This window comes from Rhodococcus wratislaviensis, from assembly GCF_900455735.1.
In the GTDB taxonomy this organism is placed as follows: domain Bacteria; phylum Actinomycetota; class Actinomycetes; order Mycobacteriales; family Mycobacteriaceae; genus Rhodococcus_F; species Rhodococcus_F wratislaviensis.
In genome coordinates, this window is the sequence record NZ_UAUI01000013.1 from 72,206 (window position 1) to 92,071 (window position 19,866).

The 19,866-nt window shown below is 69.5% G+C and carries 13 protein-coding genes; 5 read left to right on the forward strand and 8 right to left on the reverse strand.

Features of this window, described 5'->3' with window-relative positions:
• Window positions 1-99: 99 nt before the first annotated feature.
• Window positions 100-1,923 (forward strand): NAD(P)/FAD-dependent oxidoreductase, encoded by a 1,824-nt coding sequence (locus DTA22_RS19055; RefSeq protein ID WP_112300579.1) that lies wholly within the window; start codon window positions 100-102, stop codon window positions 1,921-1,923.
• A 68-nt stretch (window positions 1,924-1,991) separates the two neighbouring features.
• Here DTA22_RS19055 and DTA22_RS19060 read toward each other — a convergent pair whose 3' ends face one another.
• Window positions 1,992-2,426: an SRPBCC family protein gene (locus DTA22_RS19060; RefSeq protein WP_112300580.1), complete on the reverse strand. Its 435-nt coding sequence runs from the start codon at window positions 2,424-2,426 to the stop codon at window positions 1,992-1,994.
• Between the two features lie 9 nt (window positions 2,427-2,435).
• Window positions 2,436-2,735, reverse strand: coding sequence for a DUF4193 domain-containing protein (locus DTA22_RS19065; protein WP_005248611.1), 300 nt, complete (start codon window positions 2,733-2,735; stop codon window positions 2,436-2,438).
• A 458-nt stretch (window positions 2,736-3,193) separates the two neighbouring features.
• On the opposite strand from DTA22_RS19065, the gene DTA22_RS19075 reads away from it, so the two are divergent.
• Window positions 3,194-4,210, forward strand: a complete 1,017-nt coding sequence (locus tag DTA22_RS19075) for an iron-siderophore ABC transporter substrate-binding protein (protein WP_174233827.1) — start codon at window positions 3,194-3,196, stop codon at window positions 4,208-4,210.
• An 8-nt stretch (window positions 4,211-4,218) separates the two neighbouring features.
• Here DTA22_RS19075 and DTA22_RS19080 read toward each other — a convergent pair whose 3' ends face one another.
• On the reverse strand, window positions 4,219-6,603 hold the full coding sequence (locus DTA22_RS19080; protein WP_112300582.1) for a glutamate--cysteine ligase: 2,385 nt from the start codon (window positions 6,601-6,603) through the stop codon (window positions 4,219-4,221).
• Window positions 6,604-6,612: 9 nt separating this feature from the next.
• The gene (locus tag DTA22_RS19085) at window positions 6,613-6,804 is read right to left on the reverse strand and encodes a hypothetical protein (protein WP_037229201.1); all 192 of its coding nucleotides are present in this window, start codon (window positions 6,802-6,804) and stop codon (window positions 6,613-6,615) included.
• Between the two features lie 115 nt (window positions 6,805-6,919).
• Between DTA22_RS19085 and DTA22_RS19090 the strand changes: the two genes are divergently transcribed.
• Window positions 6,920-7,930: an LLM class flavin-dependent oxidoreductase gene (locus tag DTA22_RS19090; protein ID WP_112300583.1), complete on the forward strand. Its 1,011-nt coding sequence runs from the start codon at window positions 6,920-6,922 to the stop codon at window positions 7,928-7,930.
• A gap of 19 nt (window positions 7,931-7,949) precedes the next feature.
• On the opposite strand, the gene ggt is transcribed toward DTA22_RS19090, so the two are convergent.
• The 3 genes from ggt to DTA22_RS19105 form a co-directional block, all read right to left on the reverse strand.
• On the reverse strand, window positions 7,950-9,920 hold the full coding sequence (ggt, locus tag DTA22_RS19095) for a gamma-glutamyltransferase (protein WP_112300584.1): 1,971 nt from the start codon (window positions 9,918-9,920) through the stop codon (window positions 7,950-7,952).
• Between the two features lie 37 nt (window positions 9,921-9,957).
• Window positions 9,958-11,448, reverse strand: a complete 1,491-nt coding sequence (locus DTA22_RS19100; RefSeq protein ID WP_112300593.1) for an FUSC family protein — start codon at window positions 11,446-11,448, stop codon at window positions 9,958-9,960.
• A gap of 200 nt (window positions 11,449-11,648) precedes the next feature.
• Window positions 11,649-12,086 (reverse strand): DoxX family membrane protein, encoded by a 438-nt coding sequence (locus DTA22_RS19105; RefSeq protein ID WP_037229214.1) that lies wholly within the window; start codon window positions 12,084-12,086, stop codon window positions 11,649-11,651.
• 85 nt (window positions 12,087-12,171) lie between these two features.
• Here DTA22_RS19105 and DTA22_RS19110 point away from each other — a divergent pair, with 85 nt between their 5' ends.
• Entirely contained in the window at window positions 12,172-12,849 is a 678-nt protein-coding gene (locus DTA22_RS19110) for a helix-turn-helix transcriptional regulator (RefSeq protein WP_112300585.1), read from the forward strand.
• Between the two features lie 32 nt (window positions 12,850-12,881).
• Here the strand turns inward: DTA22_RS19110 and DTA22_RS19115 are convergent, their stop codons facing one another.
• Window positions 12,882-13,670: a putative protein N(5)-glutamine methyltransferase gene (locus DTA22_RS19115; RefSeq protein WP_112300586.1), complete on the reverse strand. Its 789-nt coding sequence runs from the start codon at window positions 13,668-13,670 to the stop codon at window positions 12,882-12,884.
• 349 nt (window positions 13,671-14,019) lie between these two features.
• Here DTA22_RS19115 and DTA22_RS19120 point away from each other — a divergent pair.
• The coding region (locus DTA22_RS19120; protein ID WP_146777774.1) for a type I polyketide synthase at window positions 14,020-19,866 on the forward strand (5,847 nt) is incomplete at its 3' end.

The window sequence follows — 19,866 nt, forward strand, 5'->3', positions numbered from 1 at the left end:
CAAGTACTCACGGGCGGGGACTGCAACACGATGCAACGCTTGCCGCCCGCCCCACTCCGGAGTGTGCTGTATGTCACATACCAAGCGAAGGAGAGGTACATGACACAGACGGTCCAGCCGACTGCGGTGCAGACGTCCCTGACACCTCAGGAACGAGTCGACCTGTGGTTGGCGAGCTTCGAATCCGCTCTCGCCGCGCGCGACGTCGACCGCGCCGCGGGCATGTTCGCAGTCGACAGCTTCTGGCGGGACCTGGTGGCGTTCACCTGGAACCTCAAGACGGTCGAGGGACGCGACGCCGTCGCCGCGATGCTGCACGCACGCCTCGACGACACCGACCCCGTCAACTTCCGCACCACCGAGACACCGGACGAGGCCGACGGTGTCACCTCGGCGTGGATCGAGTTCGAGACGGCGACGGGCCGCGGCAAGGGGCACCTGCGCCTGAAGGGCGACGAGGCGTGGACGTTCCTCACCACCATGCAGGAGTTGAAGGGCCACGAGGAACGCCGCGGACGGAACCGCGTCAAGGGTGCTGTTCACGGCTCCGGCGGCGACACCCAGAGCTGGGCGGAGAAGCGGGAGATCGAGGAGCGGGAACTCGGTTACACCCGTCAGCCGTACGTTCTCGTGATCGGCGGCGGCCAGGGCGGCATCGCGCTCGGCGCGCGGCTGCGCCAACTCGGGGTCCCGGCCATCGTCGTCGACAAGAACGAACGCCCCGGCGACCAGTGGCGCAACCGGTACAAGTCGCTGTGCCTGCACGACCCGGTCTGGTACGACCACCTGCCCTACATGCCGTTCCCGGACAACTGGCCGGTCTTCGCGCCGAAGGACAAGATCGGCGACTGGCTCGAGATGTACACCAAGGTGATGGAGATCCCGTACTGGTCGTCCACCACCTGCACGTCCGCGACGTTCGACGACGAGACCAAGGAGTGGACCGTCGTCCTCGACCGCGACGGCGAGGACGTGGTGCTCCACCCGAAGCAGTTGGTGCTCGCCACCGGCATGTCGGGCAAGCCGAACGTCCCCTCGTTCCCGGGCCAGGACGTCTTCCGGGGCGAGCAGCACCATTCGAGCCGGCACCCCGGTCCGGACGCCTACGTGGGGAAGCGCGTCGTCGTCGTGGGTGCCAACAATTCGGCTCACGACATCTGCAAGGCGCTCTTCGAGAACGGCGCCGACGTGACGATGTTGCAACGTTCGTCCACGCACATCGTGAAGTCGGACTCCTTGATGGACCTCGGCCTCGGCGACCTCTACTCGGAGCGCGCTGTCGCGGCGGGCATGACGACGGAGAAGGCCGACCTCACGTTCGCGTCGCTGCCGTACAAGATCATGCACGAGTTCCAGATCCCGATCTATCAGAAGATCGCCGAACGGGACAAGGACTTCTACGACCGGCTCGAGAAGGCCGGATTCAAGCTCGATTTCGGTGACGACGGGTCCGGTCTGTTCATGAAGTACCTGCGCCGCGGCTCCGGCTACTACATCGACGTCGGCGCATCCGAACTCGTCGCCGACGGCAGCATCCACCTCGTGTCCGGACAGGTCGACCACCTCACCGAGAACGCCGTGGCGCTCACCGACGGGACGGAATTGCCGGCCGACCTCGTCGTCTACGCCACCGGCTACGGGTCCATGAACGGCTGGGCCGCCGACCTCATGGGTCAGGAAGTGGCCGACAAGGTCGGAAAGTGCTGGGGTCTCGGCTCCGACACCACCAAGGATCCGGGGCCGTGGGAGGGCGAGCAGCGCAACATGTGGAAGCCGACCCAGCAGGAAGCGCTGTGGTTCCACGGCGGCAACCTGCACCAGTCGCGGCACTACTCGCTGTACCTCGCTCTGCAGCTCAAGGCCCGGCACGAGGAGATCCCGACACCGGTCTACGGGTTGCAGGAGGTGCATCACCTCAGCTGATCGATCCCTGACACGTAGCGGCGCCCTCACTCGTCGAGAGTGAGGGCGCTTGTCGATGCATGATCCGCTTACCTCGCTTCGAGGACCCCGGTCATCTGTTTGACCGTCTTGGCCGCGAGCACCTCGAAAGCGAGGCGGGCGACGGGGTCGGCGAATCGCGCCAGGCCGGTGAATTCGAGATGGGCGCGGTAGGTGATCGACGTCGAGGTGTCGTCCACCTTTTCGCACGCCAGATCGTCCGACGTGGCTGCGGTGTCGTTGCGACCCTCGAAGACGACGTGATCGGGGTCGTCGCGGGTCATGCGGTAGGTCAGTTCGGTTTTGCGCCCGAAGAACGACGACACGTTGTGCCATTGCGTGCCCACCGCCACCGGACCGGGGGTGGTCTGCTCGCACGTGTCGGTCCCGGGATCCCAGGCCGTGGTGTTCGCGAAGTCGCGCAGGTACGCGACGACTTTCTCGAGCGGTGCGGCGACGGTGAACGTTCTACTGACCTCGGCCACTCGGGCCTCCTATGCGCAGTCGCGGCAAATCAGCTGTCCGCCCTCTTCGGACGCGAGACGCGACCGATGATGGACCAGGAAGCAACTGCTGCAAGTGAATTCGTCGGCCCTCTTCGGAACGACGCGGACCGTGAGTTCCTCACCGGACAGGTCGGCGCCGGGCAGTTCGAAGGACTCCGCCGTGTCGGTCTCCTCGACGTCGACGACGGACGACTGCGAGTCGTTCCTCCGTGTCTTCAATTCTTCGAGCGAGTCCGCGGCGAGTTCGTCGTCGACGGTAACCCGTGGTGCGTCGTAGTCGGTTGCCATGACTTCCTCCCTTTGGCTCATGTTCCCCGTGTCGTGAAATTCCACACTTGCGGGGCACGGTTGCTAGACAACGCACCGATCCCGCGTTTTGTTCCCGGGCCGCCACAACTCGCCCCGTGGTTGCGGGATGCCCGTTCCGGGTACCACTCAATCAGCCGATCGGAAGGTGGTCAGTTGATGACGAGTGCCCACGACGAGCTCGGCAATCCCGTGCCTGCCCCGGAGCCGGTGCCGCCGGATCCGAGCCCTCCTCCTGTGCCGCCGACGCCGACACCGCCTCACCCGTTTCCGCCCGAGCCGGGCCCGGAACCTGCACCTCCCGAGCCCGGACCGCAACCGGGGCCGCCGGAACCTCCGGGACCTCCGCAGCCTCCGATTCCGGATCCGACTCCCCCGTTTCCGCCGCAGATGCACGGCCGGGACCACTCCCTGTAGGTTAGCCTCACCTACAGGGAGGTATGTGGATGCGAACGCTCGACCGCCGCAAGTTCCTGACCGTGAGTGCCGGGGTCGGCCTGGCCGTCGTCGCCGCAGCGTGTTCCTCGGGAACCGCAGCGGACACCGAAGGCACCACCCGGACGGTGACGCACAAGAAGGGAACGACCGAAGTCCCGGACAACCCCCAGCGCATCGTCACCGTCGGCTACTCCGACCAGGACACGCTCCTCGCGTTCGGACGCCGGCCGGTCGGCGTCACCGACTGGTACGGCGACTATCCGGACGCCACGTGGCCCTGGGCCCAGGACGCGCTCGGCGGGGCGCACCCCGAGGTCTTCAACCGCGGACAGTTCACCGGTGAGGCCAATTTCGCGTACGAGGCCATCGCGAAACTCGACCCCGCCCTGATCCTCGCGCTGTACATCGACGTCGACGACGACGCATATCAACGGCTCTCGGCGATCGCCCCCACCGTCACGACGTCGCCGGACTACCCCGATTTCGGCATGCCGTGGCAGGACGCCGTCCGGATCGTCGGCACCACCCTCGGCGAGGACGAGAAGGCGAACCAACTCGTCGCCGGTGTGGACGACCTGGTGGCGCAGCAACGCGCCGCCCACCCCGAATTCGAGGGCAAGACGGTCGCGGTCGCCGAACTGGGCGACGCCGGATCGTTCTACGTCCGGTCCCCGAACGACCCGCGATCGCGCCTGATGACGTCGCTCGGGTTCGTCGTCCCGGAGCAGATCGCGCAACTTGCAGGCGATCAGGACGCGTTCACCATCAGCAAGGAACAGTTCGACATCGTCGACGTCGACGTCCTCGTCTGGAACGTGGGCAGCAGTCCCGGCGCCGAAGCGACGATCACCGCCGACCCCGTCTATCAGTCGCTACCGGTGGCAAAGGCGGGGCGGGCCGTATTCGTCGACGACCCCACCGTCTCCGGCGCGCTCACCTGGGGCACCGTCCTCAGCCTCCCGTACGCCGTCGAGTCCCTCGTGCCGAAACTGGCGGATGCCGCCGCCAAACCGGCCTGACGCCGCGCTCATCCGGACTGGTCTTCGAGCCGGGTGAGCGCGACCAGCGTTCGGACCCCGTGAATCATGGCGCGTTCGTCGAGGTTGAAACCCGGCTGGTGAAGCTCCTGCCGGGAGCCGGTCCCGTCCCACACTCCGAGTCTGGCCATCGCGCCCGGAACCTTCTCCAGGTACCACGCGAAATCCTCGCCACCGCTGGACTGATGGGCCTCGGCCAGGTGGTCGAAGCCGACGACCGATTCGATCGCCTCTCGTAGGTCGGCGGTGCAGTCGGGATCGTTGACGACGGGCGGGACGCCCTGCAGATAGGAGAGCTCGTACCGCACGTTGTACGGCGCGAGCAGGTGACCGATCGTGTCCGTGACCAGCGGTTCGAGCGAGGCCCACGTCTCATGGGACGCGCTGCGCAGGGTGCCCACCAGTTCACCCGACTCGGGAACGGAGTTCGCGACCTGCCCGGCGGCCACCTTCCCCCAGGTGAGGACGGTCGCGGTACGGGCGTCGATCCGGCGGTCGAGCACGGACGACAGACCGGTCACCAGGACCGCCGCGGCGTGGATCAGATCGCCGGTCAGATGGGGTCGGGCGGTATGTCCCCCCGCCGACCACAACCGCACCGTGACGGAGTCGTTGGACGACGTGATCGGCCCGGTCCGGGTGGCCAGTTTGCCGACCTCGAGATTCGGGTCGCAGTGCAGTGCGAAGATTTTCGACACCCCGTCGAGGGCGCCCGCGGCGATCGTGTCGACCGAGCCGCCGGGGGTCGTCTCCTCCCCGGGCTGGAAGACGAGGCGGACCCGGGACGGCGGCGGGTATTTCGTCAGGACGGATGCCGCCCCCATCAACATGGTGGTGTGGGCGTCGTGACCGCACGCGTGTGACACTCCGGGCACCCTCGACTCGAACGGGAGACCGGTCGTCTCGGCGATCGGCAGCGCGTCGAGGTCGGCGCGCAGCGCAATGCACTCGCCCGTGTCGGGACCGACGTCGCACCACAGGCCGGTTCCGCCGGGCAACAGGACGGGTGCGAGCCCCAGACCGACGAGGTGGGCGCGCACGACGCCGGTGGTCCTGCGTTCCTCGAACGACAGTTCCGGATGTGCGTGCAGGTCCCGGCGCCACTCGATCAGCTTCTTCTCGTCGAGCTCCGTCGACTCCGTCCACGTCATGTCGGCGGTATCGCCGCGGTCCCAGAACCTCGCGCTCCAATATCTCCGGGTCCGGCCCGCACCGGTCGACTTCGGGCCGAGCTCGCGCGGCGCGGGTGGCGCCTCCACTTCGGGAAGGTGCTCGGAGCGGCCCGCCGTCTCCGCGAGCAGCAGATCCACCACGTCGGTGAGCCGGCCACGGCGACCGAGCGCCCGACGTTGCCGGGCGGCGGAGCTGCCGTGGGCGGTGGCCTCGGCGGACAGCTCCACCACGGTGTCCCAGTCCCCGGTCTCCTCGAGCTGAGGCCGCAGCGAATTCACGAAGTCGCCGACGAGGTCCGCCGCAGGACGTGCCTGCGGAACTGTCACGTCGACGAGGTCCTCCTCCAACCCCGACCGCGCCGCCCGCCACAGTGCCGCCCTGGTCAGGGTCGGAACGACCTCGACGCCCTTCGTCCCGGCGCGCAATCCCTGCACCTCGCGTTCCACGAGCGCACGGAACAGCGCGGTGACGAGCATGACCGTGTCCAGTCGCGGGCAGCTGTCGCACACCCGCAACTCCAGGGTCGGAAGTTTCACCGACGGCCGGACGTCGAAGTACGCCATACCGGGGTCACTGATCACCCCGCTGGCGACCAGGTCGTCGATCAGCGTGCCGTATTCGGCGGCCGAGGAGACGGGCGCGGCCGGACCGGTGCTCGGCCAGCGCAACCACAGAAGCGTCCGCGCGCTGGCATAGCCGGTGTCCGCACCGTCGGACCGGAACGGGGAACTCGCGCTGAGCGCCAGGAGGACGGGCATGTGCGGAGCGACGCGGTGCGCGACCTGCACGGCCTCGTCGCGGTCGGGCAGGTCGACGTGAACCTGTGTGCCGCAGATCAGCTGCTCGCGGGCGAGCACCTGATAGTCCGCGAGCATGCGCCGGTAGCGCTGCGTTCCCGTCACGTGCATCTCGGCGGGCAGCGCCAGCGGCATCGAGCCCGCGGCCGCCACGCCGATGCCGAGCCCCTCGGCCGCGTCGATCAGCACTCTCCGATGCCGCTCCAGGTCGTTCCGCAGGCCGTCGAGGTCGGCGTACACACCACTGTTGACCTCGACGACGCACTGCTGGAGTTCGTCGACGAACACCCCGTCGGGAAGTCGTGCCAGCAACTCCGGCGCGCGCGTGGTCAGGCGCCGGGTCTTGCGATCGATGAGGTGGAATTCCTCCTCGACGCCCACTTTCCGTGGGTCGGTGGCGAGCACGATGTGCCTCTATTTCTCTGTGGCACCCTCGGTGTCGTCGAAGAACGCCCAGGTGCCGTCCTCGTCGACTTCCATCCGCCATCCGAGTTCGGAATTGTCCGCGCGAACGTCGACGAACCATGCGTGCGCGTCGTCGGCGCTCGGGATCTCCTTCGTTTCCACCACGCTGCCCTGGGGATCGATCACTCGGTATTTCGCCATGGTCGACGGGTTCCCCGCCCACCCGGGTCTGAATCATCGGACGGAATATCCCGTCCGCCCCGGGCAGTTACACCATCTAATTGATGATTCAACTATTACGATCGAGGGGCATGGCATGGAACTCGGATTGACGACGTTCGCGGAGGTCGGTTCCGGCGGGACCGGGGCGGTGTCGCCACGACAGCGACTGAAGGATCTGCTCGAAGAGGTCGTCCTGGCCGAGCAGGTCGGCCTCGACGTGTACGGCGTCGGTGAGCACCATCGGGCCGACTTCGCCGCGTCGGCGCCCGCGGTCGTGCTGTCGGCCGCCGCCGCCCGGACGTCCCGCATCGCATTGACCAGCGCGGTCACCGTCCTGAGCTCCGACGACCCGGTGCGGGTGTTCGAGGAATTCGCCACCCTCGACCTGATCTCCGACGGTCGCGCCGAGGTGATGGCCGGTCGCGGCTCGTTCACCGAATCGTTCCGGCTCTTCGGTTACGACCTGGCCGACTACGACGAGCTGTTCGTCGAGAAACTCGGTCTGCTGCTCGCCCTCCGCGACTCGGAGACCGTGAACTGGTCGGGACGGCACCGGCCGGCGCTGACGGACCAGTCCGTCTACCCACGGCCCGAACGTCCCCTCCCCATCTGGGTGGGGGTCGGCGGCAACCCCGAGTCGGTGGCCCGTGCCGGACTGCTCGGCCTGCCGATGGCGCTCGCTATCATCGGCGGACAACCCGCACGCTTCGCACCGCTGGCCGACCTGCACCGCCGTGCCGTGACCGAGGGCGGGCACGCACCGCAGCCCATCGCCGTCCACGCGCACGGTTACGTCGCGGACACCGAGGACCGGGCGGTGTCGGAGTTCTACCCGTCGTACGCCGCGGCCATGACCGGCCTCGGACGCGAACGCGGATGGGCACCGATGAACCCGCAGGCATTCGACGGTCTACGCGGACCCGGCGGTTCGCTCGTGCTCGGCAACCCCGAACAGGTGGCCGAGAAGATCGTCGGCATGCGCGACACCCTGGGCATCGAACGGTTCATGCTGCACCCCAGCGTCGGGCCGCTGCCCCACGACAAGGTGATGCGCGCAATCGAACTGCTCGGCACCAAGGTGGCCCCGCTCGTCGAGCAGGCATGATCCCTGCGGTGGCGGTGCGCTAACCCGTACCGTCACCCATCACCGCGCCCTCCCGTCGTGGGTCCGCGCCGCCGACCCACCCCGAGTCCTGGCGCTGCAGCGCGCTGAGCCCACTGGACTGCGGCGCGACCGACACCTGGTGTCCCATCGCCCGCAACTGCACGATCAACGGGTCGTCGGCGCCGTCGTTGGCCGCATTGATGTTCGGGTGCTCCCCGCCGACGCCGGTGACCGGGGTATTGGCGGCCCCGAAGTCGACCGCCGACACCGCCTGCTGCGGGTTCAGTCCCCAATCCAGCATTCCCACGAGCGTTTTCACGACGAACTGGATGATCACCGAACCGCCCGGCGACCCCGCCACGTACTGGACGTCCCCCAGCGACCCGTCGCTGCCACGGTCGAAGACGAGCGTCGGCGCCATCGAACTGCGGGGCCGCTTACCCGGTTCGACACGGTTGGCGAGCGGCGTCCCGTCCGGCCCGACGGGCTGGGCCGAGAAGTCGGTGAGCTGATTGTTGAGAACGAAGCCGTCCGTCATGTGGAACGAGCCGAACGCCGATTCCACCGTCGTCGTCATCGACGCGACGTTGCCGTACTGGTCGGCGATCGAGATGTGGCTGGTGCCGTGTTCCTTGTCCTGCGGCTGCACACCCAGCGGGACCGGCCCGAAGTTTCCGGGTTGCGCGGTGCCCATGCTCTTGCCGGGGTCGATGAGGTCGGCCCGCTGTTTCAGGTAGTCCTCGTTCAGCAGCGTGTCGAGGGAATTGCCCGGCAACGGAACGAAATCCGAGTCTGCGACGTACTTGTCCCGGTCGGCGTACGCCAGCCGCTCCGCCTCGGAGATGAGATGCACGGCCTCCGCCGTCGGCTTGCCGCCGTTGTCGTCGAGGTTCGTGGGCCCGTACCCCGACAGGTCGAAGTTCTCCAGGATGCCGAGCGTCGCCGCGACCGCCGTGCCGCCGGACGACGGGTTGGGCATGCCACAGATCTCGTGATCCCGGTACGGCGTGCACAGCGCCGTCCGCTTCTTCGCCTGGTAGTTCGCGAGGTCGTCGAGAGTCATCTGCCCGGGGGTGCGCCCACCCGACGCCGTCGCCGTCGCATCGACGATGCCCTGGGCGATGGCCCCGGTGTAGAAGGCGTCGGCGCCGCCCGCCGCGATCGCACCGAGTGTCTTGGCCATGGCCGGGTTCGTCAGCTTGGTGCCCGCCGGCTTGGGGCTGCCGTCCAGATTCAGGAAGTACGCCTTCGACGGTTCGTCGAGCGCCAGATCGGGTGCGGACTCGGCGATCTGCCCGGCCATCCGAGGGCTGATCTCGAGTCCCTGGTCTGCGAGCGAGATGGCCGGGTCGAACAGTTCCCGCCACTCGTCCCGGCCGTGTTCGCGGTGCGCAAGCTCGAGCATCCGCACCACCCCGGGAACGCCGATGGACCGCCCGCTCGCCCGGGCGTCGGGCTTGGGCTCGGTGCGGTCGGTGTCGCTGATCCAGCGCAAGTAGTTCTCCGTCGCCGCCATCGGCGCGACCTCGCGTCCGTCGTAGGCCTCGACGCTCTTCTGCCCGGCGTCGTAGTAGAGCAGGAATGCCCCGCCCCCGATGCCGGAGGACTGCGGTTCGACGAGACCGAGAACGGTCTGGGCCACGATCAGCGCGTCGGCGGCCGTGCCCCCGTCCCGCAACACCTCGCACGCCGCCTTCGTCGACACCGGATTAGCGGTGGACACCGCGTACGACGCGGTGTCCACGGGCACCATCCCGGAGCGGTACACGGTGGCGATCTCGGGGTTGGTCGCAAGGTTCTGGGTGGTCGGCGCCGGGCCGGGAGGCGGTGGGGCCTTGGCGATCGGGGTGCCGTTGGGAACGTCCGCACACGTGGCCGCCGGATCGCTCTGCGGTTCCTCGTCCGACGCGCACGCGGCCAGCATGCCGACGCAGAGTGCTGCGGCCAACGAGGCCCGAATTGCTGTTCCGATTCCCGTCACAGGACCCATCACCGAACCCTAACAGCGGGGATCCGGTGCCGACCGGCTAAAGACGAGGTCCGAAGTGCCGGGTGAGGATTCGGTAGCCGAGCTCGTGAAGATGGTGGTGCTCGGGCCACCGGTCGCGGGTCCACGCCAGGTCGGTGTGGGCGGCGGTGATCGCGGCGGTGGTGGAACTGTGCAGATCGAACTCGAGATCCCGGCAGAGTTCCGCGACGGCAGCCGGTTCCCGCGCATCGCCGAGCCGCCCGATCGTCCCGGCCACCTGGTCGTCCGCGTCGCGCAGGATCCGCCGGTACGAACCCGGAAGCACGGTCCACAGCACGAGCAGCGCCACCGCCACACCGAGGACGGTCTCGAGAAGCCGGTCCCGGGTGACCGCGACGAGGTCGACGTGTGTCCCCAGGCCGCCGAGGACGAGGGCGAGCGGGGTGATGAACACCATCGCCAGGCCGTAGTTGCGGACGAGGAAGGCCTCCGTCCCCGCCATCAGGAGCGCCACGACCAGTACCAGCGCGCCCGCCGACAGGTCGAGCGTCGCCAGCCCGGCGAGCAGAACGAGTCCGAGCACCGTTCCGAAGAACCGGTGCAGTCCGCGGTACGTCCCCAGCACGCGGTCCGGTCCCTGGTGCAGGATCATCGCCGCGGTGATCACGGCCCAGTCCGGCCTGGCGACGCCGAGGGCCAGCGCCAGCAGACCCGCGGCGGGGCACGCGACCAGCAGTCGCGCGACGATCGTCCAGGACCGGCCTCGGAGATGAGCCGCCCGGCCGAGCCGGTAGCGGATCGACGGCCTCGGCAGCGGGACCTGCGGCCGCAGGTCGTCGACGTCGGTGGCGTGGTCCGCATCGTGACCGTCGACGGTCGCCGCGCACCGCAGGTGAGCCGCGCGCAACGTCCGGGTGAGCGGGTGATCACGCCCGACGAGGGCGGCGTCGTGGAGACACTGCCACGCGGCGTGCAGCGACCGCACCGCGTCGCGACGGGAATTCGGTGCGGGGGTGTCGGAGAGTGCGGCCTCGACTGCGGAGACCGCGGTCGCGACTGCGGCACGCTCGGGGGTGCGTGGGCGCGCGAGCAGCCCCGACATCGACACGAGCAGGGCCGACACCGCCCCGGCCGCCGACCAGGCGGTCACCTCCGCCACGGAGACACCGAGGGCGGGCAGCGCGGACGAGATCTCCACCGTGAGCAGCGGGAGGAAGGCGCCCGGCGCCCCCAGCCGCAACCCGTCCACGACGAACGCGCAGACCGCCACGACGACCGTCATCGCGACGACGAGCGCCATCCCCCACAGCGCGGAACCGCCCGCCGCGGTCGCGTCGTGCACGAGCGCGCCGACCGCGGCACCGACTCCGGCCAGGAGCACCATCACGGCGGCGGCGATCGTCACCACCCGCCACCGCACCCGGTACGCCCTGCCCTCGCCGTAGACGACGGCGAAGGCTCCCAGCGTCGCTGTCGCGGCGACCGCCGAGTGTCCGAGCGCGACGCCCGCCAGCGCGGGCAGACACACGGCCACCCCGGCGCGGACCACGCCCGGCCAGCGCCGACCCTGCTTGGGCACCCCCAGAAGCAACGACCGTGCCGGGGCCGGCGCAGGGATCGGCACACCGTGATCCCGCGACCCGGTTCCCTGGTCCTGCACTCCTACCGACACGACCACACAGACTACGAGCGGTCGAGTCACTCGAAACAGTCGATGAGGTGCATCTCACGTGGGGTGCGCGGTCCCGATCAGGTGTGGGGACGGTGGAGCGGACGCCCGTACTCCGCGGCGAGCAGGCCGAGAGCGACGGCGCCGGCGAGCAACCCGAAGTCGCGCAATGCGACGTCGTAGTACCCGGACAGCGTGACCAGGTTGACGATGATTCCGGCCAGCCAGGCCGCGACGACCCAGGCGCCGATCCGCGGCGCCACGGCGACGAGGATTCCTGCGATCACTTCGATCACGCCGACGGCGTACATGCCCTGCTGCGCAGTTCCCGGCAGGATGCCGTCGATCCACGGCGCGAGGTAGTCCGGCCAGTCGGTGAGCCAGTTCGTGAACTTGTCGAGCCCGAACAGGATGGGCGCCACGGTGAAGACCGTGCGCAGCACGAGGAAGGCCTGATAGCCGGGGTCGGCCAGGGTGTGCGAACCGTGGCTGACCTCGTGGGGTGTGTTGGTAGCCATGACGACTCCTTCTAAAAACTATGTATCTTGACTATAGAATTCTGCCCACAATTAAGTCAACGATTCTCGGTTTTACAATGGGTCCATGGACGACACCCCCCGCTCGGACGTCTCGGCCGTCTCCTCCCTCGACGAACCCGTGCGCAGGCGGGTGTACGACCACGTGCGCGCGCAGGCGTCGCCGGTCAGCCGAGACGACGTCGCCGAGGCGCTGGGACTCGCGCGCTCGACGTCCGCGTTCCATCTCGAGAAGTTGGCCGACGAGGGGCTGCTGGCGGTCGAGTTCGCGCGGCGCGGCGGGCGCTCGGGTCCGGGCGCGGGGCGGCCCGCCAAGCTCTACCGACGGTCCGACCGTGAGTTCTCGGTACACCTGCCCGAGCGTGCGTACGCGCTCGCCGGAGAGTTGTTCGCCCGGGCGATCGAACACGCGGACGCCACCGGCGCATCACCGCGGGCGGCCCTCTCCGCGCGTGCCCGCGACTTCGGGCGCGGCCTCGGCGCCGACACGGGCTGCACCGACGACGACCTGGTCGCGGCGCTCGCGAAGTGCGGTTACGAACCCCGCCGCAGCGACGACACCATCGTCCTGGTCAACTGCCCGTTCCACGCGCTCGCCCGGCAGCACACCGACATGGTCTGCGGAATGAACCTCGCGCTGCTGTCCGGACTGCTCGACGGCGCGGGATGCGAGGACCGCCGCGCCACACTGGCACCCGCCGAGGGGTACTGCTGCGTGCGGATCGAGGGCCCCCTCCCCATGTGAGTGGCAAAGAGTGCCCGGGCACACTTCGGCACTCACCTGGGGTTGGCGCCGACGACGACGGTGGCGTCCATGTCGTCCGACCTCTCGATCCGGGTGAGCAACCCGGCGTCCGCGAAAGCCTCCGCGGTGAACGGGGCCTGACTCGCACTGGTCTCGATCAGGAGATGACCGCCCGGCGCGAGCCAGTCGCGCGCCCCGAGGGTCACCCGCCGCTGGATGTCGAGTCCGTCCGCGCCGCCGTCGAGCGAGACCCGCGGCTCGTGGAACCGGGCCTCCGGCGGCATCAAACGGATCGCGTCGGTGGGCACGTACGGGGCGTTGGCCACCAGGATGTCGATGCCTCCCCGCAGCGTGGTGGGCAACGGCTCGTACAGGTCGCCCTCGAATACCCGGCCGGGGTCCGCGACGTTGCGTCGCGCGCACCGGACCGCGGCGGGGTCGATGTCCACCGCGTACAACTCGATGCCGTCGCCCGTCCCGGCGAGCGCGGCCCCCACCGCGCCCGAGCCGCAGCACAGGTCGACCACGACAGCGTGCGGGCACGCGAGGGCGGCCGCCTGCTCGACGAGGAACGCGGTGCGACGACGCGGCACGAACACCCGCGGGTCGACCGCGATCCGGAGCCCGCAGAACTCGGCCCAGCCCAGGACGTGTTCGAGGGGGACGCCTGCGACGCGGCGGTCCAGCATCGACGCGAGCTCGTCGGACGTCCGGGCCGCGGAGACGATCAAGCGGGCCTCGTCCTCGGCGAACACACAGCCGGCGGCGCGAAGCCTCGTGACGAGAACGAATTCGAGGGACGGTGAGAGAGACACTGACATGGGAGAGCCTTCCGGAATGCCGATGGGCGCTCTCCCGGTCACCTTATGTCGGTACGACCGCGCGGTCGCGGAGTGAGAGCACCCGAACTGAACGAACGGACACTGGTCTCACCTCCTCGATACGGATCCTGCTCGGGGTGGCAACACTACCTCGACCAGCGGCAGGCGGGCAGCCGAATAACCGGAAGTGGTGTGGACCGGAGCAGCGGCGGGTACCCCAAGTGACCTGCCCGAATTGACCAGGCAGATCGATCGAAGGTGATGCTCGGACCACTGCCTCCGCAGGGTGGTGGCGGATACAATCGAGGTTTCCGCGCTACTGATGGCGGATCTCGGATAGGACCCCGATATGGCCGATCAGGCGAAGCTCCTCGACTATCTGAAGCGAGTCACCGCGGAGCTCTACCAGGCGCGGGAAAAGCTGCGCGAGGTCGAGGGTGTGAGCCGCGAACCGATCGCCGTCATCGGCATGGGCTGCCGGTTCCCCGGCGGGGTGCGATCGCCGCAGGACCTGTGGCGCTTGGTGGAGTCCGGGTCCGACACCGTCGCCGGGTTCCCGGAGGACCGGGGCTGGGGCCTGGCGGATCTCTACGATCCGAAGGCCGAGCAGGCCGGCAAGACGTACACGGTGCAGGGCAGCTTCCTCGACGATCCGGCGGGCTTCGACCCCGAGGTCTTCGGCATCTCGCCGCGCGAGGCGCTGGCGATGGATCCCCAGCAGCGACTCCTCCTCGAGACGAGCTGGGAGACGTTCGAACATGCCGGCATCGATCCGCGGTCGGTGCACGGCCGCCAGGTCGGAGTCTTCACCGGGCTGTCCGGCATCGACTACGCGGCGCGGGCGGGCGGCATGCCACCGGAAGACCTCGAGGGGTACTTCATCACCGGCAACGCCATGAGCGTCGCGTCCGGCCGCGTGGCCTACAGCTTCGGCCTGAACGGACCCGCGATCACGGTGGACACCGCGTGCTCGTCGTCGCTGGTGTCCATTCACCTCGCCATGCAGGCGCTGCGCAGCGGCGAGTGCGAACTGGCGCTGGCGGGCGGGGCGACCGTCATGGCGACCCCCGCGGTGTTCGTGGAGTTCAGCCGCCAGCGCGGACTGGCCCGGGACGGCCGGTGCAAGGCATTCTCCGCCGCTGCGGACGGCACGGCGTGGGGCGAAGGCGCGGGGATGGTCGCGTTGGAACGGCTGTCCGACGCAGAGCGCAAGGGTCGCCGGATACTGGCTGTCATCCGTGGCAGCGCGGTGAACCAGGACGGCGCCAGCAACGGCCTGACCGCCCCGAACAGGCAGGCTCAGGAGCGGGTGATCGCGCAGGCGCTGGCCAATGCGGGACTCGGCCCGGGCGACGTCGACGTGGTCGAGGCGCACGGCACCGGCACGAAGCTGGGCGATCCGATCGAGGCGTCCGCCCTGCTGGCCGGCTACGGCCGCGACCGCCCGGCCGACCGGCCCCTGTGGCTCGGCTCGGTGAAGTCGAATCTCGGGCACACCCAGGCCGCCGCGGGCGTCGCCGGGGTGATCAAGATGATCATGGCGATGCGGTACGGCGTCCTGCCGAAGACCTTGCACGTCGACCGGCCGACCCCGCACGTCGACTGGTCCGCGGGTGCAGTGTCCCTGCTCACCGAGAACCGGGAGTGGCCGGAGTCCGATCGGCCCCGGCGGGCGGCGGTCTCGTCGTTCGGCATCAGCGGCACCAACGCACACGTCGTCCTGGAGGAGGCCCCACCGGTCGAGCCACAGGCGGGTGAATCAGCTTCTCCCCCGGACGAAGTCGTGGCCTGGTTCGTGTCGGGCCACACCGAGCTCGCGCTGCGCGCCCAGGCCGAGCGGCTACACGAGTTCGTCACCGAGCACCCCGACCTCACGCCCGCCGCGGTGGCAGGCGCACTGCTGGGGTCCCGTGCCACGTTCGACCACCGCGCCGCCGTGATCGGCGCACGGCCTCGGAGTCTGCTGAACGGCCTCGACGCGCTCAGCAGAGGTGCGCCCAGCGCCGACGTCGTGACCGGGGTGGCGTTGGAAGCCGGCGACCGGCCGGTGTTCGTCTTCCCCGGACAGGGTTCGCAGTGGGTGGGCATGGCCACCGAGCTTCTGGACACGTCCCCGGTATTCGCCGAGACCGTGCGGGAGTGCGCCGACGCGCTGGCTCCGTATACGAACTTCTCGCTGCTGGACGTGCTGCGCGACCGCGATCCCGCGTCGCTGGACCGGGTCGACGTGGTGCAGCCGGCCTTGTTCGCGATGATGGTCGGTCTCGCGGAATTGTGGCGGTCCCACGGTGTCGAACCGGCGGCCGTCGTCGGGCATTCGCAGGGCGAGATCGCGGCCGCCTATGTCGCGGGCGCGCTGAGCCTTTCGGACGCGGCCCTCGTCGTGGCCGCACGCAGCAGGGTGATCGGCGCGTCGGCCAAGCGGGGCGGCGGGATGGCCTCGGTGGCACTGCCGCCGGACATCGTGCGGGAGAAGATTCAGCCCTGGGCCGGTGCCGTCGAGGTCGCGGCGATCAACGGGCCGTCCGCGACGGTGATTTCCGGACCCGTCGACGCCCTCGACATCCTGGTCGGGCAGTTGCAGGGCGACGGTGTCCAGGCCAGGAGGATCGCGGTGGAATACGCGTCGCATTGCGCGGACGTCTCCGTCCTGCGTGATCCTATTCTCGACGTCCTCGCGTCGATCACTCCCCGCCGGTCGCGAATTCCGTTCTACTCGTCGGTGACCGGTGGCGTGCTGGACGGCACCGCGCTGGACGCGGACTACTGGTACCGGAACCTGCGACGGACGGTCCGGTTCGAGCAGGCGACGAAATCACTGGCCGCGGACGGGTATCGACTGTTCGTCGAGTCGTGCAGCCACCCGGTCCTCACCGTGCCGTTGCAGGAAACCCTCGACGCGGCGGGCGTCGCCGGCCGAGCGATCGGCACCATCCGACGCGACCGCGCGGGCCTGCGCCAGTTCACCGCCGCACTCGCCGAGGCGCAGGTGTACGGACTGCACGTCGAGTGGGATCGGGTGAGCTGGGCTCGCCACGACGATCGGCAGCAGTGGGTGGACCTGCCCACGTACGCCTTCCAGCACCGCCGCTACTGGCTGGAAAGCCCCGTTCCGCAGGGCGATTTCGCGTCCACGGGCATGGAAACCGGTGGACACCCGATGCTCGCCGCGTCGGTCGAGCTCGGCGACGGCCGGGGCGCCGTGTTCACGGGTCTGCTGTCGCCACAACGCCTTCCATGGCTGAGCGACCACGGTGTCAGCGGCACCGTCATTCTGCCGGGCACGGCTTTCGTGGAGCTCGCCCTGCACGCGGGGAACCGTGTGGGGTGCGGCCGACTGGAGGAACTCGCCATCGAGGCACCCCTGGTGATTCCCGCCGAGGGTGAGGTGGCGTTGCAGGTGAGCGTGCTCGCCGACGGTGAGGCGGGCCGATCGACGGTGTCGGTGCACTCCCGGCCTGCGGATGCCACGCAGGACACTCCGTGGACCCGGCACGCCACCGGCACGCTCACGGCAGCAGTGGACACCGCAGACTCTCCCGAACAGCACTGGCCGCCAGCTGGTTCCACGCCGATCGATGTCCGGGGTCTGTACGACGTGCTCGACGAGGCCGGCTACGAGTACGGCCCGGCCTTCCGGGGTCTCCGGGCGGCGTGGCGTCGCGGCGACGACCTGTACGGCGAGGTGCGGCTGAGCGGCGAAGACCCGGCTGCGGCGGTCGCGGGGTATGGGATCCACCCGGCGGTGCTCGACGCGGCGCTGCACGTGATTGCGCTCGGAGCCGTGGACGCCGGTGTCCGGCTGCCGTTTGCCTGGGACAAGGTGCAACTGCACGCGGTGGGCGCCACCGCGTTGCGCGTGCACGTCACCACGACCGGCCCCGAGCGCTACCGGGTCTCCGCGTACGACGCGGCGGGCAGACCGGTGCTGACCGCCGAATCGCTGGCGCTGCGGCCGCTCGGGGACGCGGGTGTGCCTGCCGCCGGGGTCCGGGACAGCCTCTACCGCGTGGAGTGGATGCCGGTGGGCGCGTCCAGCACTTCTCCGGCAAACCTGATGCCGCTCGAGGAGGCGCTTGCCGGCGGTGATCCGGAAGGTCGTGTGCTGTGGCTCGACCGCGAACCGGGCGACGAGCCGGACATGCCGGCGCGCGCGCACGCCGCCGCGGAGGCGACGTTGCGGGCGGTCCAGGCCTGGCTCCGCGAAGATCGCCTGGCCGAGACCCGCTTGCTGGTCACGACGAGGCTCGCGGTGGCGGTCCGCGACGACGAACCGGTCGACGACGTGTCTGCCGCCCCCGCGTGGGGACTGATCGGCGCGGTACAGAACGAGCACCCGGACCGCATCACGCTGGTGGACCTGGACGTGGACACCGCTGACCCTTCGTTGATCTCCATGGCCCTGGCCTGCAACGAACCTCAGCTGGCCATCCGGGACGGTGTACTGCTGGCGCCCATGCTCGCCGCGGTGACCCCCGCGGCGGCGCCCGAACCGGGACCCGCACTCTTCGGCGCGGACGGCACCGTCCTGATCACTGGCGGCACGGGAACCATCGGCAGGCTGATCGCCCGCCACCTCGTCGCGCGGCACGGAGTGCGCCGGCTGATGCTGACCGGCCGGCACGCGCTCGATGCCGAGGGTGCGGCCGAACTGCGTGCCGAGTTCGCCGAGTCGGGGGCGGAGGTGAGCGCTGTCGCCTGCGACGTCGCCGACCGCGCCGCGGTGGCCGCTCTCCTCGCCGGCATTCCCGACCTGTCCGGCGTGATCCATGCCGCCGGGGTGCTCGAGGACGCCACCGCCGCCTCGTTGACCGCGGAGCAGTTGCACGCCGTCCTTCGTCCCAAGGTGGACGGTGCCTGGCATCTGCACGAACTCACCCGGGACCGCGACTTGTCCGCGTTCGTGCTGTTCTCCTCGGCGGCGGGTGTGCTCGGCGGCGCCGGCCAGGCGAACTATGCGGCGGCGAATGTCTTCCTCGACGCACTCGCGGAGCACCGGCGCGCCCGCGGGCTGCCGGCGACGTCCATGGCCTGGGGGCTGTGGGACCGGCCCAGCGGGATGACGTCCCATCTGAATGCGGCCGATCTCGACCGGTTGCAGCGCAGCGGCATCGACACCATCAGCCCGGAGTCGGGTCTGGCCCTGTTCGATGCTGCTCTCGCCGTGAACCGTCCGTTGATCGTGCCGATACGGCTCTCGACGCGGGCCTCCCGATCCGAGGGTGAGTCGTTGCCGCCGATCCTGCGCCGGGTGCTCGGTGTCCGTCGTCGCCGCGCCGCTGCCGCCGATTCCCCGACCGGCCTGGCCGAGGAGTTGCGGGCGTTGGACCCCGGTGAGCGGCACAGCCGAGTGCTGGACATCGTCACCACCCACGTGGCGGCGGTGCTGGGTCACGAGGGAAAGGAGGCGATCGATCCGGAACGTGCGTTCAAACAACTCGGTTTCGACTCACTGACCGCCGTGCAACTGCGCAATCAGCTGGCGACCGCCACCGGTGTGCGACTGGCCGCGACGGTGGTGTTCGACCATCCCACCGCGGACGCGTTGACCCAGGAGCTGGTGGCGCGCCTGCTCGGGGACGATGCGGTCCCGCAGCCGGCCGGTCCGGCACGTGCCCGCAGGGACGACGACCCGATCGTGATCGTGGGGATGGCCTGCAGATACCCGGGCAGGGTGTACTGCCCGGAGGACCTGTGGCGGCTCGTCCGCGACGGCCGCAACGCCGTGGGGGCGTACCCCCACAACCGGGGCTGGAATCTCGACGAGGTGTACGACCCCGACCCGAACCGGGCCGGCACCACGTACATGAAGGAGGGCGGGTTCCTCTACGACGCAGACGAATTCGACGCCGCGTTCTTCGGCATCAGCCCGCGCGAGGCGATCGCGATGGACCCGCAGCACCGGCTGCTCCTCGAGAGTGCCTGGGAAGCCTTGGAGCAGGCCGGAATCCGGCCGACCGCTCCCGGTCTCACCGACACCGGCGTGTACGTCGGGCTGATGGGCGGCGACTACGGATTCCATCTGATGACTCAGCGCAACGTCGACGCCGAGGGCTATCTGATGACCGGGACGAGCAACAGCGTGGCCTCCGGCCGCATCTCCTACTCCCTCGGCTTCACCGGTCCCGCCGTCACCGTGGACACGGCCTGCTCGTCGTCGCTGGTGGCCATGCATCTTGCGGCGCGGGCGCTCCGC